Here is a 13,728-nt window from a genome sequence, read left to right as displayed (position 1 = left end):
CACAAGTACATGTGGGGAGAAGTCCGTTATTTAATAATAAAGATACTGATATCATTTCATATTTAATGGCTAATATTCTTCGTGAAAACTTTCATGGTGAAAACTTAAGAAATAAAAAATATAATAATAAAGATAGTTATTTAAAACTTAGTTTAGACAATAACAAAACTTTAACGATCAATATTAATGAAAATAATAAATTTTCTTTAGAACATGAGTTTAATTATTTAGAAAATATTATTGAAAATCCAATAATTGATGCTACTTATATTAGTGATACTGACCAAATTTTAAATTTAATGATTGAAGAAAGTCTTAGTAAAAAACAATCATCATATATTTTAGAGAGTGAAAAATTAAAATTATCATTAAATAACATTTTCAAATTTAAAAAGTGTCACTACTTAGATGATTTTAAAAATAAAATTAATATTCAAAAAAATATTGAACAGTATAGTAATTTGAAATTAGTATTAATTAAACAAAAAATTAATCAAGAACTTGAAAACTATTTTGGTAATGAAAATAAAATTAACTTTGAAAATGGTAGTTTAACTAAAAATGGTATTACCATTAAACTTGCTAACTCCTCACGTGGATTAAAAATTATTGAATCATTTAAAGAAATGGTTAAAAGTGACTTTTTTAAAGAAGGTAACTTAGTAATTATTGATGAACCCGAAGCCTATATTCATCCAGAATGACAATATTTATTTACTAAACTATTATTAAATATTTCTAAAATAATTAATTTAAAATTAATTATTTCAACACATAGTCGATATATTCTTGAAACAATAACTTCACTAGCAAGTCGTGACTTTAAAAACTTAAATTTTAAATATAATTTTATTAATAAAGATAAAAATTTTGATTCTTGTATAATTGAAGAGAATAGTTTAGATCACATTAATGAAGCTTTAAGTTATCCATATAGGGAGTTAGACGAATATGAATTTAAATGAGACATTAAAAAATAATTTAATATTTATTTATAAAAAAAATAAAAAAACATTTCGTTTGTTATCTTATAGTACTGCTTCTAAAACATATTCTTCAGATTCTGAAGAATATGCAATTGATGGTGATAATCTTAAACTTTTATGTTGTAGTCATTCACGTGGTATTAAGTCAATTGATGCTATCACTTATAATAAAAGAAATGAATTTTTATTCATTGAATTTAAAATTCAAAAACATTTTCATGAAGACATTATTAATGATTTATCAAAAAAATTTACTGATAGCTTTATTTGTTTTCAACATAATATTGATAAAAAACATGAAATTTCTTTTGACAAAATTAAATGTTTTTTTGTATTTAATATTAGAAGGGCGTATCAAGTTAATGGTTAGATTTAATAAAAACTTAAATGAGAGATAATACTCTCATTTTTTAATTGTTAAACAATTATAATTAATTATTTTATTAAACCAGCACTTTATTAAAGTAATTAATTATTCCATAACTAAATAAAAATTATTTAGGCTATTGTGCTGGAATTAACCAATAGTAATTTTTGTCATGCTCTTTTACAACTTGATATTTTTTGGTTCCCTTCCCCTAGAACCCCTACCCTCCAAGGCTTTGCTACTTACAGTAGCATAAGCCTTACGTAGAGTAGATAAGTAGTTAGTAGTATATAAGCCTTTTATCACTGTAGGTGATAAGGCTTATACATAGAAAGGATACGTAATGATTAATGTTAATTTAGATATTAAAAATAAAATTAAAGAAACAACTAAAGGTATGTTATTAGAAATTGGTGAATATGAAACATGATTTCCTATTAAAGATACTATTATTGATGAAAAAAATAAAAAAATAGCATTAAAAATAATTGAAGATTTTTATTATAAATTAGGTAAAAAATCAATAACAAAAGATATTGAAAGTGTTAAAGGTAGTGATATTTTAAAATATATTAAAAATATTCCAAATATTAATACAAATGAAAATGAATTAATATCTTGTGAATTTTATGAAGAATATAATGGTTATTATATTTTTAAAAATGATAAAAATCAAGAATGTTTTAAATATAACATTACATGAGAACAAGATATGAAAAGTTTTAAAATAAATAATCCATATAATGATAATGATTTAGCAATAAATTATATTGTTACACCAATGAAAAATATAGAAACTCATAATGAAAAAATATTTTATTTAAAGTATTAAAGGAAATTAAATATGTTATTAAATGTTGAAAAAATAGAATTAATAAAAAAAATATGTAATGAAAAATTATTAAAAAATCAAAAATATATTGAAATACAAGAAATATTAAAAATTATAGAAAGGGATAAATAATTATGGAATGTAGAGAATATAGAATTAAAGGTTCATGTGATATTTGTCATAAAAATTCATCATATGGAAATAGAACTTGTAATAAATGTTTTTATAAATTAATAGGTGAAAAAAATGAAATGTAATATTCATAATGAAAAATATATTTGAATTAGTGAAATAGATAATAATTATTATTGTAATAAATGTATTAATGACATGATTGAAGAAGATATGTATTTAACATCAAATAATTGAGATTACTTATATGAATATTATATTAATGAATTACAATTAGAAAATTTTAAAGGAGTGTAATAAATAATGAAAAATAAAAGTTTTCAAGAAATAACAAATAATTTACAACAATTTTTTCAAGATATTGAAAATGGTATATATGGTGAAAGTATTAAAAATGCTTTTAAAAAAGAAAGTAGTGAATAATAATGTCACCTAAAAATATATCTAAAAAAGAATTATTAAATAAAATATTAATAATTAGATTTAGAGAATTAGAATTTCAAAACTTAAAAGATTTTTGTAAAGAAAAAGATATAACTGTATCTGAATTTGTAAGAAATTTAATTAAAAATGCAATTAAAAAAAATAAAAAATAGAAAGAGTGATTATAATGAATAATTTATATAAAAAAATACTTAAATTACAATTAGAAATTGGTAGTACACCTAAAAATGGTTTTAATAAATTTGGAAATTATAAATATTGATTATTAAGTGATATTTTTAATAAATTTAAATTATTATGTAAAGAATTAAATATTGTTATTACACATGAAGATATATTAACAACTGATAGAAAAATAAATTATTTAGATACTAAAGAAGTAGAAATAACTTATTTTAAAAGATATACAATTATTGATTTAGATAATGATAAAGAAATTAAATATTTTGATATACTTGCTTGTGCTAAAAATACTGATATTGCAAAAGCAAAAGGTAGTGCAGAAACTTATGCTTATAGATATTTTTTAATGAATTTATTATTATTAAGTGAAGATGAACTTGACCCAGATAATGATAATATAAATTTAATTCAAAATAATAAACCACAAAATAATTACGTTAATAATATAAAAGCATCTAATGAAAAATGAGAACCAAGTGAAAAACAATTAGATTATTTTGAAAAATATATGATTACAAATACAGTTTTATTTGATGAATGTATAAGAGAAAATATGGAAAGATTAAATCCAAATAATAATAAAGATTTTTTAATATTAATGGGTGAAAATTATTTAAAAGTATTATTTGATAAATTTAAAGAAATTCGTGAAAGATTTAAAAATTTAAAAAATAATAATAAAAATGAGTATAGAAATTATGAATAATTATTTACTTTCAGTAGACCCAAGTATTAAAAATACAGGTTTTACATTATGAGAAAATAAAAAACCAATATGAATAAATAGTTATAGTTTTAAAGATTATAATTATGATTGAGAAAAAATACAATTACAAATAAGTTATTTAATAGATATGAATAAATATGATTTATTAATGGAACGTGGTACTTTTCATTCAAAAAATGGTATTGGTTATGAAACACAAGAGCATTTACGTGGTTTTATTGCTGGACAATTTAATAAATTATTAACAAAAAATATGTTAATAAGTCCTTCTTCATGAAAGAAATGATATATAGATAATAATATTATTAATATTTCTTTAAAAAATTGAAATAAAAAAATAAGTGAAGATATATGTTTTTATTTAAATGAAAAATATGAATGAAATATAAAAATATCAAATCATGATGAAGCAGATAGTTTATTAATTGGTTGATATTATTTAAATAAGGAAAATAAATAATGAAAATAGAATTTGAAATGGATATTTTTACAAAAAATGCAATTATTGAATCATCAAAAAATTTAAAAAAATTAAAACAATTAAATATATCAATTAATTTATGTAATTGTAAAAAGGAAGATGATTAATGCAAAAACAAAAACAAGAAAAAGTATTATTAAAATGTATTGTTAAAGATTGTAATAGTAAAGTATTAGTTACTTTAAAAACTTTAAATATAGAAGATAGTGTAATTCAATTTTTTAATATGTGTTATTTTCATAAAAAACAATTTAATAATAAAGTAAAAGAAATTAAAGAATATTATAAAAAAGTTTAAACAAGTATAAATAAAATAATGGTGTAGAATAAACTCATAAATTTAATATAAGTTTTTAATATAAGTTTTTAACTCATTACTTTATTTTAAAGTAAATGGGTTTTTATTTTTAAAATAAAGAGGTATAAAATTATGAAATATTTTAATCCAAGTTATTGATTTAAATTATGAGTATTATCTGCACCACTTTTTAATTCTAAAAGTGAAGGTATATATGCTAAGTCAATTGATAATCAAAATATTAAAGATTGAGCTAGCAAAAATACTACTAATATATCATTATTAGAAAATCAAGAATTAACTTTATTAAATTTACCATTATGAAATAGTAATTTAACTACACATAATGAACATCACAAATACCGTCATCAAAAAAGTAGAAGAATTAAAAAGCAAGTGACACCACATCCAAGACCAAGTAGAGCAATTTTTCAATTAAGTGAAAGATTAATTATTAGATTAAATAATCCTGAACAATATCGAACAAGTTTTCAAGCTATAATTAATGAATTAGCTCAAAACAATATATTATTAAATCTTCCTGCAACTGATAATCAATTATATATTTTAAATCCCGAAACAAATTATGGTTATTTTCGACTTCCAGTCCGAATTATACAAGAACAAAATGGACAAAGCAATTCAATAGAATTAGAATTAGTTTTAAGTGCAGATGCTTTATATATTCAAGGTTTTATAATAAATCATCATGATACTGGTTCACATACATCAAATATTGAAACTTATTATTATTTTAATCCTAATTTAGGAACTCCTTCTGGTCGATACAATCCACAATTAACAACGATACCTAATATAAATTCTATAATGTTAAATCATATTGGTAATGCTTATAGACATCTGTTGCCAAGTGAAGATACTAATATTTATTGAACTAATATTTATAATGCTTTTTTAAGATTAACGATTGATATAAATGTTGATACAGAACGTCCTTTAGGAAGTTTAGCGTTATCATTAGGTAGAGTTATTTTAATGACAGCTGAAGCATTAAGATTTAGAGAGTGAGAAAATATCATAAATAGGGAATTAATTATTAATAGAAATTATTTTTCAATTGGATTAAATAGCAACAATAATTATCAATTATTAATAAGATGAGGTCAATCTTCTCAAACACACCTAGCATTGTTCCTTAATAGAATCTATAATGAATATGGTGAAACTGACTTATATATATAAATCAGAAATCAAATTAATCAAAGATTAAACAGAATTAGAAATTTTTCTGAAAGAAATTTTATGACTGAAGTATTAAACCATTTAGAAAATACATCAATAGATACTGTTACAATACTTTTATTGCAAACTGGAATTAGGATTTTTTTATTGATTTCTCCTCTATTAGATAAAATAGATAGAGATTGTACTAGAGGAAAAAGAGAAGCAATAAATAAATATTGACATGAAAAGTTTTGTGATTTAAAACCAGAAATTGATAAAATTGAAGGAAATATAACTGCTATAAAAGTTTTAGATGAAAATACAAAAGTTAGAATGGAATGGCAACCTTTTTTAGGACTATTTTTTGGTAGACATTTGTTTTTGATAATTAACTGGAGTTAAGTAGTTTAAAGTGCTGTGAATTCTTATGTTGTTATATCAATTGATGTAATCAAATAATTCTAATTTTAATTGGATTAATGATGTAAAATTTTTATCATTAATAAATTCGGTTTTGAAAGTTTTAAAGGTTGCTTCAGCAACAGCGTTATCATAAGGACAACCTTTTTTGCTTAAAGAGCGATTAATATTGAATGCTAGTAAAAGTTTATCAATAATTTTATTATTAAATTCATTACCGCGATCACTATGAAATATTTGAATATCTTTTAAACAGCGATTTGAGTGCATAAATGCTTGATATACTAATGATGCATCTTTTTTAGTACCTACACTATGTCCAATTATTTCGCGGTTAAATAGGTCAATTAATAAACAAATATAGTTTCACTTACCATTTACTTGAACATAAGTTAAATCACTAACAATAACTTCATTTTTAACTCTATTATTAAAGTTTCTATCAACAAGATTGTTTATTGGACTATCGTTAACTTTGTTATTATGATTTTTGTATGATAATTTAGTGTATTTTGATATTAAATTATGTTTATTCATAATTTCTTTAATTTTTCGTCTTGATAAATAAATTTCTTGGTTTTCTAGAATGACTTTTAATCTTCTAGTACCATAAACTTCTTTATTTTCTTTAAAAGCACTAATAACAGCTTCATCATAAATATTATTTTTGATTTTATTTTCTTTTTTCTTTAAATTAAAATAATATGTTGATTTAGAGATTTTTAAAAAATGACACATTGTGCGAATTTTATATTTAACTTTATTTTTGACAATAATTTCTATTTTCTGCCTATTATTAGTGCTGCTTGCTTTAAAATATCATTTTCCATTCTTAATTGTTTTAATTCTTTTCTTAATTTAATTAATTCATTTTCTTCAACAGAACGATTATCTTTAGTTTTAAAACTACCTGAATTAGTAAATTGCTTAATTCAATTGTAAGTAGCTGCTCTTGTAAAATTATATTCTTTAGCAAGGCAAGATACTGATTTGCCACTTTGATATAAAGCTACTATTTGTTTTTTAAATTCATCGGTATATGAGTTAATATTGGCCATAATTATAGTTCCTTTCTTTGTTCACTTGTCTACGTAATTAGTGTCCAATAAAGTGTAACCCATCCAAATGTAACTAAATGAACTGATGAGTTTACAAAATCTATTAATCATGAACAACATTTACCAATTGATAATAAACCTAATTTTTCTACAAGTAATATAACAAGTTTATAATTAAAATTCGGACTTCTCCCCACATGTACTTGTGGAGGGAATAATGAAACTGAATGAATTCAACAATGCTTTTCAAACTGAACAGCAATGTCTTGCATATATAGCAAATTTGAAAGAAAACAAATGTATTAGGTGTTTTAATTTTAATTTGAATACTTCTGATTTAAAAAGAATGAGATGTTTAAAATGTAATCAAACATTTAGCATTCTCACAGGCACCATATTTTCAAGGTCACAAACATCTTTAACATCTTGGTTTTATCTTATCTTTAGATGAATAAACACCAAACATGGAATTCCATCAACAGATATTGCAAAATAATTGGGAGTGACTTTGAAAACTGCTTGAAGAATGACTCATAAAATCAGAACACGTATTGCAAAACAAAAACCTCAATTTATTGTTGAAGGTACAGTGCAAATTGATGAAATGTATCTTTCACATATGGGTTTTAAAAAACAAGGAAGATCCTTGGTGAATAAAACCTTGATTGTTGGCATTTATCAAAAAACAACCAATAATTTAACGGACTTCTCCCCACATGTACTTGTGGAGGGAATAATGAAACTGAATGAATTCAACAATGCTTTTCAAACTGAACAGCAATGTCTTGCATATATAGCAAATTTGAAAGAAAACAAATGTATTAGGTGTTTTAGTTTTAATTTGAATACTTCTGATTTAAAAAGAATGAGATGTTTAAAATGTAATCAAACATTTAGCATTCTCACAGGCACCATATTTTCAAGGTCACAAACATCTTTAACATCTTGGTTTTATCTTATCTTTAGATGAATAAACACCAAACATGGAATTCCATCAACAGATATTGCAAAAGAATTGGGAGTGACTTTGAAAACTGCTTGAAGAATGACTCATAAAATCAGAACACGTATTGCAAAACAAAAACCTCAATTTATTGTTGAAGGTACAGTGCAAATTGATGAAATGTATCTTTCACATATGGGTTTTAAAAAACAAGGAAGATCCTTGGTGAATAAAACCTTGATTATTGGCATTTATCAAAAAACAACCAATAATTTAATTGTGAAAGTATTGAAAAACGCAAAGAGTAAAAATCTTTTGCAGTTTGCAAAAAACCACATTTCTTCAAAATGTCTTGTATATACTGATTCTTGAAAAGGATATTGCGATTTTAAATCAGTTTTCACTAAGCATGAAACAGTTAACCATCAAGATGGCTATGTTTCAAAAATTGGTGTAAATACCAACCAAATTGAATCAGTTTGAAAACATATAAGAAGAACATTTAAAACACATATCAAAGTTGCAAAACATCATGTTCATTTATATGCTAAAGAAGCTGCATATAAATTCAACAAGATACCTAGTTTTGAAACTGTAATTCTATGTTTGATTTAAAAATGTGGGGAGAAGTCCGTAGATAGGCTTTTCTCAGCATTTATGTGATAAAATTAAAATAGTACATAAAGGGAGAAAAGCCTTAATTAATTTACTTTTAGTTGTTGGTCTTTGATTTAAATTTCATATATCTAAACCTAATTTTTTACCAAATAATAAACTATTAATTGAACCTAATAGTGAATTGTTCATTACTTGACCATAATAAGCAATTATACCTATCATTGCTGATAATGGACTAATTGAAGAACGAATTATTTTTAATAAAGTATAATTATTTGATTGTACAATGGTGTCATTTGGCATTTTTATTAACTCCTTCTACATTAGTTTGTTTTTCTATTTTAATTATTACTTTACCTTCACAATGTATATTATCTCCAACACATATTGCATAACTATCATGTACATCACTTACTATAAAATAATCATTTCTTAATTTAGGATATTCATCTAATAAAATTGCTCTAATATCATTACTTGTAGTTAAATCTTCTGGCTTTGGTGAATAAATAGTAATATGTGCTTTTTCATCAAAATATTTATAAATATATTCCATAATTATTTTTTAGAAAATTTTAATTCTATTTCTTCAATATAATCTTTATCATTACCAGTCATAGTAGCACTTGTTGATGTAATATTACTAAATGTTGCTTTACCTTTTTCATAACCACGATTACCAGCATTTATTATTGCAGTTTCTAATTCATCATTAGTAGGAGTTATTCCTGTCATAGTTATTTTTCCTAAATTTTTAAAATAAATTAAATCATTTAAACTAATTCTAAAATCATCAAAATCAGCAATTTTAAATGTTACTGGTGATTTTTCTCTTTCTGCTGGAGTTAATTTAATTCAATTAGTTCAACAACGTTTTTGTGCTTCTTTAATTTCATCAGCAGTTGGCATTTTTTCTATAATAATAAATGATAATCAACCACGAATTGCTGTTGTTATACCATAAAGTGCTTTACCTAATGTTTTTTGATTTAATGTATTATTATCAATTAAATTAACAATTTTTTGAAAACTATTAGGTTGTGCAAATGCATTTCTATGTACAAAAACTCCTAATACTTTTTTTAAATCAAATGTTTTTTCTAAATGTAAACCAGTTTTAGTATCTTTAACCATATCTTTATTTAAAAACATATGTTTATATAAAAACATACCAAATACTGATTGTTTATATAATTGACCACTTGCTACAGTATCTGCTGCAATTTGACCATAATTTAATCTTAAATATGCTTTTGTTAATTGTAACATTGGAGTAAATCCTAATGCACCAATAAAATCACTTACATTTGTACCAATTTCAGTTTCAGTTATATTTCCTAATAATTCATTCATTTTATCTCCAATTTGATAAAATGCTGCTTTTGCTGTATCTTCTGTCATTTCTAACATATTAATAGGAATTACTTGTGATTTAGCAATACAATAATCTTTAATACCTTGCAAAAAAATACATTCTTGTATAAATAAATAATCGGACTTCTCCCCACATGTACTTGTGGAGGGAATAATGAAAATGAATGAATTCAACAATGCTTTTCAAACTGAACAGCAATGTCTTGCATATATAGCAAATTTGAAAGAAAACAAATGTATTAGGTGTTTTAATTTTAATTTGAATACTTCTGATTTAAAAAGAATGAGATGTTTAAAATGTAATCAAACATTTAGCATTCTCACAGGCACCATATTTTCAAGGTCACAAACATCTTTAACATCTTGGTTTTATCTTATCTTTAGATGAATAAACACCAAACACGGAATTCCATCAACAGATATTGCAAAAGAATTGGGAGTGACTTTGAAAACTGCTTGAAGAATGACTCATAAAATCAGAACACGTATTGCAAAACAAAAACCTCAATTTATTGTTGAAGGTACAGTGCAAATTGATGAAATGTATCTTTCACATATGGGTTTTAAAAAACAAGGAAGATCCTTGGTTAATAAAACCTTGATTGTTGGCATTTATCAAAAAACAACCAATAATTTAATTGTGAAAGTATTGAAAAACGCAAAGAGTAAAAATCTTTTGCAGTTTGCAAAAAACCACATTTCTTCAAAATGTCTTGTATATACTGATTCTTGAAAAGGATATTGCGATTTTAAATCAGTTTTCACTAAGCATGAAACAGTTAACCATCAAGATGGCTATGTTTCAAAAATTGGTGTAAATACCAACCAAATTGAATCAGTTTGAAAACATATAAGAAGAACATTTAAAACACATATCAAAGTTGCAAAACATCATGTTCATTTATATGCTAAAGAAGCTGCATATAAATTCAACAAGATACCTAGTTTTGAAACTGTAATTCTATGTTTGATTTAAAAATGTGGGGAGAAGTCCGTAGATAGGCTTTTCTCAGCATTTATGTGATAAAATTAAAATAGTACATAAAGGGAGAAAAGCCATATTATATTCAAAAATAATATGTGAGTTGTTTAATAAATCATTAGTTATTTTCAATTTTACCTTCCTTTCCAATGATTATTTTATCTCCTTTTTTTAATAAAAACCAGAGATTTTTTCAGATAATTAAAATATATTTTTAACTATTTATTCAATTAAATTTAATATTTATAAAATTAGATATCGGACTTCTCCCCACATGTACTTGTGGAGGGAATAATGAAACTGAATGAATTCAACAATGCTTTTCAAACTGAACAGCAATGTCTTGCATATATAGCAAATTTGAAAGAAAACAAATGTATTAGGTGTTTTAGTTTTAATTTGAATAATTCTGATTTAAAAAGAATGAGATGTTTAAAATGTAATCAAACATTTAGCATTCTCACAGGCACCATATTTTCAAGGTCACAAACATCTTTAACATCTTGGTTTTATCTTATCTTTAGATGAATAAACACCAAACATGGAATTCCATCAACAGATATTGCAAAAGAATTGGGAGTGACTTTGAAAACTGCTTGAAGAATGACTCATAAAATCAGAACACGTATTGCAAAACAAAAACCTCAATTTATTGTTGAAGGTACAGTGCAAATTGATGAAATGTATCTTTCACATATGGGTTTTAAAAAACAAGGAAGATCCTTGGTGAATAAAACCTTGATTGTTGGCATTTATCAAAAAACAACCAATAATTTAATTGTGAAAGTATTGAAAAACGCAAAGAGTAAAAATCTTTTGCAGTTTGCAAAAAACCACATTTCTTCAAAATGTCTTGTATATACTGATTCTTGAAAAGGATATTGCGATTTTAAATCAGTTTTCACTAAGCATGAAACAGTTAACCATCAAGATGGCTATGTTTCAAAAATTGGTGTAAATACCAACCAAATTGAATCAGTTTGAAAACATATAAGAAGAACATTTAAAACACATATCAAAGTTGCAAAACATCATGTTCATTTATATGCTAAAGAAGCTGCATATAAATTCAACAAGATACCTAGTTTTGAAACTGTAATTCTATGTTTGATTTAAAAATGTGGGGAGAAGTCCGTAGATAGGCTTTTCTCAGCATTTATGCGATAAAATTAAAATAGTACATAAAGGGAGAAAAGCCTTAGATATATTAAATACTTCAAAGTTTTTGCTGTTTTTTAAACAAAATATAATAAATAAAAATTATCAACATTAATCCCATATTTCCTTATAAATTAATATAAATAACTTATTTATAAAATCATGTAAAATTAATTTAGATAAAATTTAAGTATTTAAAGAAAGGGAAAATTAGAGAAATGTTTAAAACAAGAAAAGAAAATTTAAATCAGAAAAATAACAAACTTAAATCAATAACTGATTATCAATGATTAGCTTTAGATATCGGAACAGAAAACTTTAAAGCTAGACATATTAATATAGGTCTTAGATATGATGCTCCAACCTATTTAGCTGAAGACTATGAAAAAAATAGAATTCTTTACGGTGAAGAGGCTAAGGCTTTAACTGACAAAACAAATGAAAACGTTATTATTAAACGTCCAGTTCGTGATGGTAATATTGCTGATACAGATGCTTTACAACGTATTCTTACTAAAATTTTTCAAGATTTTAGACTTGAAATTAAAGATTTAAAACAAAGTAAAAACAATTCTATAAAAAAAGATGAAAAATTAGATAAAAATCGTAACTTGATTGTGTTGATGGCAACACCAAGTGAAATTAATTCAGTACAAAAAGAAGCTTTAGAAAATATTGTATATCGTTTAGGAGCACTCCGTGGATTTGTACAAGAAGAAGTAAAAATGGCAGCCTTAGGTTCAGGGCAAGATATTTTTGGAAGTGCAATTATGTGCATTGATATTGGTGGTGGCAGTACTGATGTTGCTATTATTAGTAATAATTCAATATTATATTCATATACAACACATTGTGCTGGTGACTATTTAATACAAAAAGTTCAAGAATATATTATAAAAAAACATGCCTTAAAAGTTGGAATAAAAGAAGCTGAAGATGTTATTAAAAATATTGGTTCACTTATGAAATATCAAGATGAAAAACCATACACAATTTCGGGTTTTTCATTACCTAGATTAAATTCTCAGCCAGGAGAAACAATGTCAATTTCTAAAACTATTGAAATTACACCAGAAGAAATTCGTGCAAATGTTATGCAAGTTCAATTCAAAGAACATATTATTCCAACCATTCGTAGAGTACTAAGAACTGCTGGTGACAAGGCTGCTGGAAGTATTAGTGATTTAAAGAAAAAAGGTAAGGGAATCACAATTTGTGGTGGTGGAGCTTATATTAAAAAAGTTGATAAATTTATTGAAGAAGAATTAGCTAAAGAATATTATATTGAAGTTAAAACTGAAAAATGTACAAAACCAATGCGTCAAAAATATGAAGGAGATCTTTTTGAAGTGCGGACTGCTCCAAATCCTTTAGATAATGTTATTGATGGTTGTGTAAAATATCGTGATACAATTTACAAACAATTAATAATTGAACAAAATCCTAGTCGTGAAATTCTAATAAAGGACGAAGATTTAGGATAAAAAACTATAAAAATCTTAAATCAATTTAAAAATAGTGCTAATTAGCACTATTTTTA

At 23.9% G+C, this 13,728-nt stretch carries 23 protein-coding genes; 16 read left to right on the top strand and 7 right to left on the bottom strand.

Features of this window, described 5'->3' with window-relative positions; translation table 4 throughout:
• The first annotated feature begins 65 nt into the window (after nucleotides 1–65).
• The 11 genes from AACL02_RS09610 to AACL02_RS09560 all read left to right on the top strand — a co-directional run bounded on the left by AACL02_RS09610 (nucleotide 66) and on the right by AACL02_RS09560 (nucleotide 6,037).
• Nucleotides 66–980, top strand: coding sequence for an AAA family ATPase (locus AACL02_RS09610; protein WP_339041187.1), 915 nt, complete (start codon nucleotides 66–68; stop codon nucleotides 978–980).
• Complete coding sequence (locus AACL02_RS09605) at nucleotides 952–1,356, top strand: hypothetical protein (protein ID WP_339041185.1); 405 nt, start codon at nucleotides 952–954, stop codon at nucleotides 1,354–1,356. The genes AACL02_RS09610 and AACL02_RS09605 overlap by 29 nt, the downstream gene beginning before the upstream one ends.
• Nucleotides 1,357–1,696: 340 nt before the next feature.
• Entirely contained in the window at nucleotides 1,697–2,185 is a 489-nt protein-coding gene (locus tag AACL02_RS09600; RefSeq protein WP_339041183.1) for a hypothetical protein, read from the top strand.
• Between the two features lie 246 nt (nucleotides 2,186–2,431).
• The gene (locus AACL02_RS09595; RefSeq protein ID WP_339041181.1) at nucleotides 2,432–2,614 is read left to right on the top strand and encodes a hypothetical protein; all 183 of its coding nucleotides are present in this window, start codon (nucleotides 2,432–2,434) and stop codon (nucleotides 2,612–2,614) included.
• A gap of 128 nt (nucleotides 2,615–2,742) precedes the next feature.
• Nucleotides 2,743–2,913 (top strand): hypothetical protein, encoded by a 171-nt coding sequence (locus AACL02_RS09590; RefSeq protein WP_338977476.1) that lies wholly within the window; start codon nucleotides 2,743–2,745, stop codon nucleotides 2,911–2,913.
• Between the two features lie 14 nt (nucleotides 2,914–2,927).
• On the top strand, nucleotides 2,928–3,650 hold the full coding sequence (locus AACL02_RS09585) for an ERF family protein (protein WP_339041179.1): 723 nt from the start codon (nucleotides 2,928–2,930) through the stop codon (nucleotides 3,648–3,650).
• A complete protein-coding gene (locus AACL02_RS09580) occupies nucleotides 3,643–4,131 on the top strand; it encodes a hypothetical protein (RefSeq protein WP_339041177.1) in 489 nt (162 codons plus the stop codon). The genes AACL02_RS09585 and AACL02_RS09580 overlap by 8 nt, the downstream gene beginning before the upstream one ends.
• Nucleotides 4,131–4,259: a hypothetical protein gene (locus tag AACL02_RS09575; protein WP_339041174.1), complete on the top strand. Its 129-nt coding sequence runs from the start codon at nucleotides 4,131–4,133 to the stop codon at nucleotides 4,257–4,259. The genes AACL02_RS09580 and AACL02_RS09575 overlap by 1 nt, the downstream gene beginning before the upstream one ends.
• Nucleotides 4,259–4,450, top strand: coding sequence for a hypothetical protein (locus tag AACL02_RS09570; RefSeq protein ID WP_339041172.1), 192 nt, complete (start codon nucleotides 4,259–4,261; stop codon nucleotides 4,448–4,450). The genes AACL02_RS09575 and AACL02_RS09570 overlap by 1 nt, the downstream gene beginning before the upstream one ends.
• Before the next feature lie 132 nt (nucleotides 4,451–4,582).
• Nucleotides 4,583–5,653 (top strand): hypothetical protein, encoded by a 1,071-nt coding sequence (locus AACL02_RS09565; protein WP_339041170.1) that lies wholly within the window; start codon nucleotides 4,583–4,585, stop codon nucleotides 5,651–5,653.
• Nucleotides 5,654–5,713: 60 nt separating this feature from the next.
• Nucleotides 5,714–6,037: a hypothetical protein gene (locus tag AACL02_RS09560; protein WP_339041168.1), complete on the top strand. Its 324-nt coding sequence runs from the start codon at nucleotides 5,714–5,716 to the stop codon at nucleotides 6,035–6,037.
• Here the strand turns inward: AACL02_RS09560 and AACL02_RS09555 are convergent.
• Nucleotides 5,993–7,113, bottom strand: a protein-coding gene (locus AACL02_RS09555) for an IS3 family transposase (RefSeq protein ID WP_339041166.1) whose coding sequence is annotated in 2 segments (ribosomal slippage) — nucleotides 5,993–6,870 and nucleotides 6,870–7,113 — 1,122 coding nt in all. Because the reading frame shifts where the segments join, the coding sequence is not laid out codon by codon here. The two genes, AACL02_RS09560 and AACL02_RS09555, sit on opposite strands and share 45 nt — an antisense overlap.
• A 29-nt stretch (nucleotides 7,114–7,142) precedes the next feature.
• The gene (locus AACL02_RS09550) at nucleotides 7,143–7,385 is read right to left on the bottom strand and encodes a hypothetical protein (protein WP_339041164.1); all 243 of its coding nucleotides are present in this window, start codon (nucleotides 7,383–7,385) and stop codon (nucleotides 7,143–7,145) included.
• Here AACL02_RS09550 and AACL02_RS09545 point away from each other — a divergent pair.
• Nucleotides 7,331–7,609, top strand: a complete 279-nt coding sequence (locus AACL02_RS09545) for a hypothetical protein (protein WP_339040486.1) — start codon at nucleotides 7,331–7,333, stop codon at nucleotides 7,607–7,609. The two genes, AACL02_RS09550 and AACL02_RS09545, sit on opposite strands and share 55 nt — an antisense overlap.
• 6 nt (nucleotides 7,610–7,615) lie before the next feature.
• Nucleotides 7,616–8,671, top strand: coding sequence for an IS1595 family transposase (locus AACL02_RS09540; RefSeq protein WP_339041162.1), 1,056 nt, complete (start codon nucleotides 7,616–7,618; stop codon nucleotides 8,669–8,671).
• Here AACL02_RS09540 and AACL02_RS09535 read toward each other — a convergent pair.
• The 4 genes from AACL02_RS09535 to AACL02_RS09520 are packed head-to-tail and all read right to left on the bottom strand — an operon-like array spanning nucleotide 8,657 to nucleotide 10,257.
• Complete coding sequence (locus AACL02_RS09535) at nucleotides 8,657–8,977, bottom strand: hypothetical protein (protein WP_339041160.1); 321 nt, start codon at nucleotides 8,975–8,977, stop codon at nucleotides 8,657–8,659. The two genes, AACL02_RS09540 and AACL02_RS09535, sit on opposite strands and share 15 nt — an antisense overlap.
• Nucleotides 8,946–9,230 (bottom strand): hypothetical protein, encoded by a 285-nt coding sequence (locus tag AACL02_RS09530; RefSeq protein ID WP_339041056.1) that lies wholly within the window; start codon nucleotides 9,228–9,230, stop codon nucleotides 8,946–8,948. Before AACL02_RS09530 ends, AACL02_RS09535 begins: the two co-directional genes overlap by 32 nt.
• Before the next feature lie 2 nt (nucleotides 9,231–9,232).
• Nucleotides 9,233–10,138, bottom strand: coding sequence for a hypothetical protein (locus AACL02_RS09525; RefSeq protein WP_339041158.1), 906 nt, complete (start codon nucleotides 10,136–10,138; stop codon nucleotides 9,233–9,235).
• Nucleotides 10,096–10,257 carry a hypothetical protein gene (locus AACL02_RS09520; RefSeq protein ID WP_339041156.1) on the bottom strand — a complete coding sequence of 54 codons (162 nt, stop codon included), beginning with the start codon at nucleotides 10,255–10,257 and terminating at the stop codon, nucleotides 10,096–10,098. Before AACL02_RS09520 ends, AACL02_RS09525 begins: the two co-directional genes overlap by 43 nt.
• Here AACL02_RS09520 and AACL02_RS09515 point away from each other — a divergent pair.
• Nucleotides 10,203–11,024, top strand: coding sequence for an IS1595 family transposase (locus AACL02_RS09515; RefSeq protein ID WP_339041153.1), 822 nt, complete (start codon nucleotides 10,203–10,205; stop codon nucleotides 11,022–11,024). The two genes, AACL02_RS09520 and AACL02_RS09515, sit on opposite strands and share 55 nt — an antisense overlap.
• 220 nt (nucleotides 11,025–11,244) lie before the next feature.
• On the opposite strand, the gene AACL02_RS09510 is transcribed toward AACL02_RS09515, so the two are convergent.
• Nucleotides 11,245–11,379 carry a hypothetical protein gene (locus tag AACL02_RS09510; RefSeq protein ID WP_339041151.1) on the bottom strand — a complete coding sequence of 45 codons (135 nt, stop codon included), beginning with the start codon at nucleotides 11,377–11,379 and terminating at the stop codon, nucleotides 11,245–11,247.
• Between AACL02_RS09510 and AACL02_RS09505 the strand changes: the two genes are divergently transcribed.
• Nucleotides 11,325–12,146 (top strand): IS1595 family transposase, encoded by an 822-nt coding sequence (locus AACL02_RS09505; RefSeq protein ID WP_339041148.1) that lies wholly within the window; start codon nucleotides 11,325–11,327, stop codon nucleotides 12,144–12,146. The genes AACL02_RS09510 and AACL02_RS09505 overlap by 55 nt on opposite strands.
• Nucleotides 12,147–12,406: 260 nt before the next feature.
• Nucleotides 12,407–13,672: a rod shape-determining protein gene (locus tag AACL02_RS09500; RefSeq protein WP_339041146.1), complete on the top strand. Its 1,266-nt coding sequence runs from the start codon at nucleotides 12,407–12,409 to the stop codon at nucleotides 13,670–13,672.
• Nucleotides 13,673–13,728: the final 56 nt, after the last annotated feature.

This window comes from Spiroplasma endosymbiont of Apeira syringaria (assembly GCF_964020205.1).
GTDB lineage: Bacteria > Bacillota_I > Bacilli_A > Mycoplasmatales > VBWQ01 > Spiroplasma_E > Spiroplasma_E ixodetis_A.
This window is presented reverse-complemented; position numbering and strand designations above follow the sequence as displayed.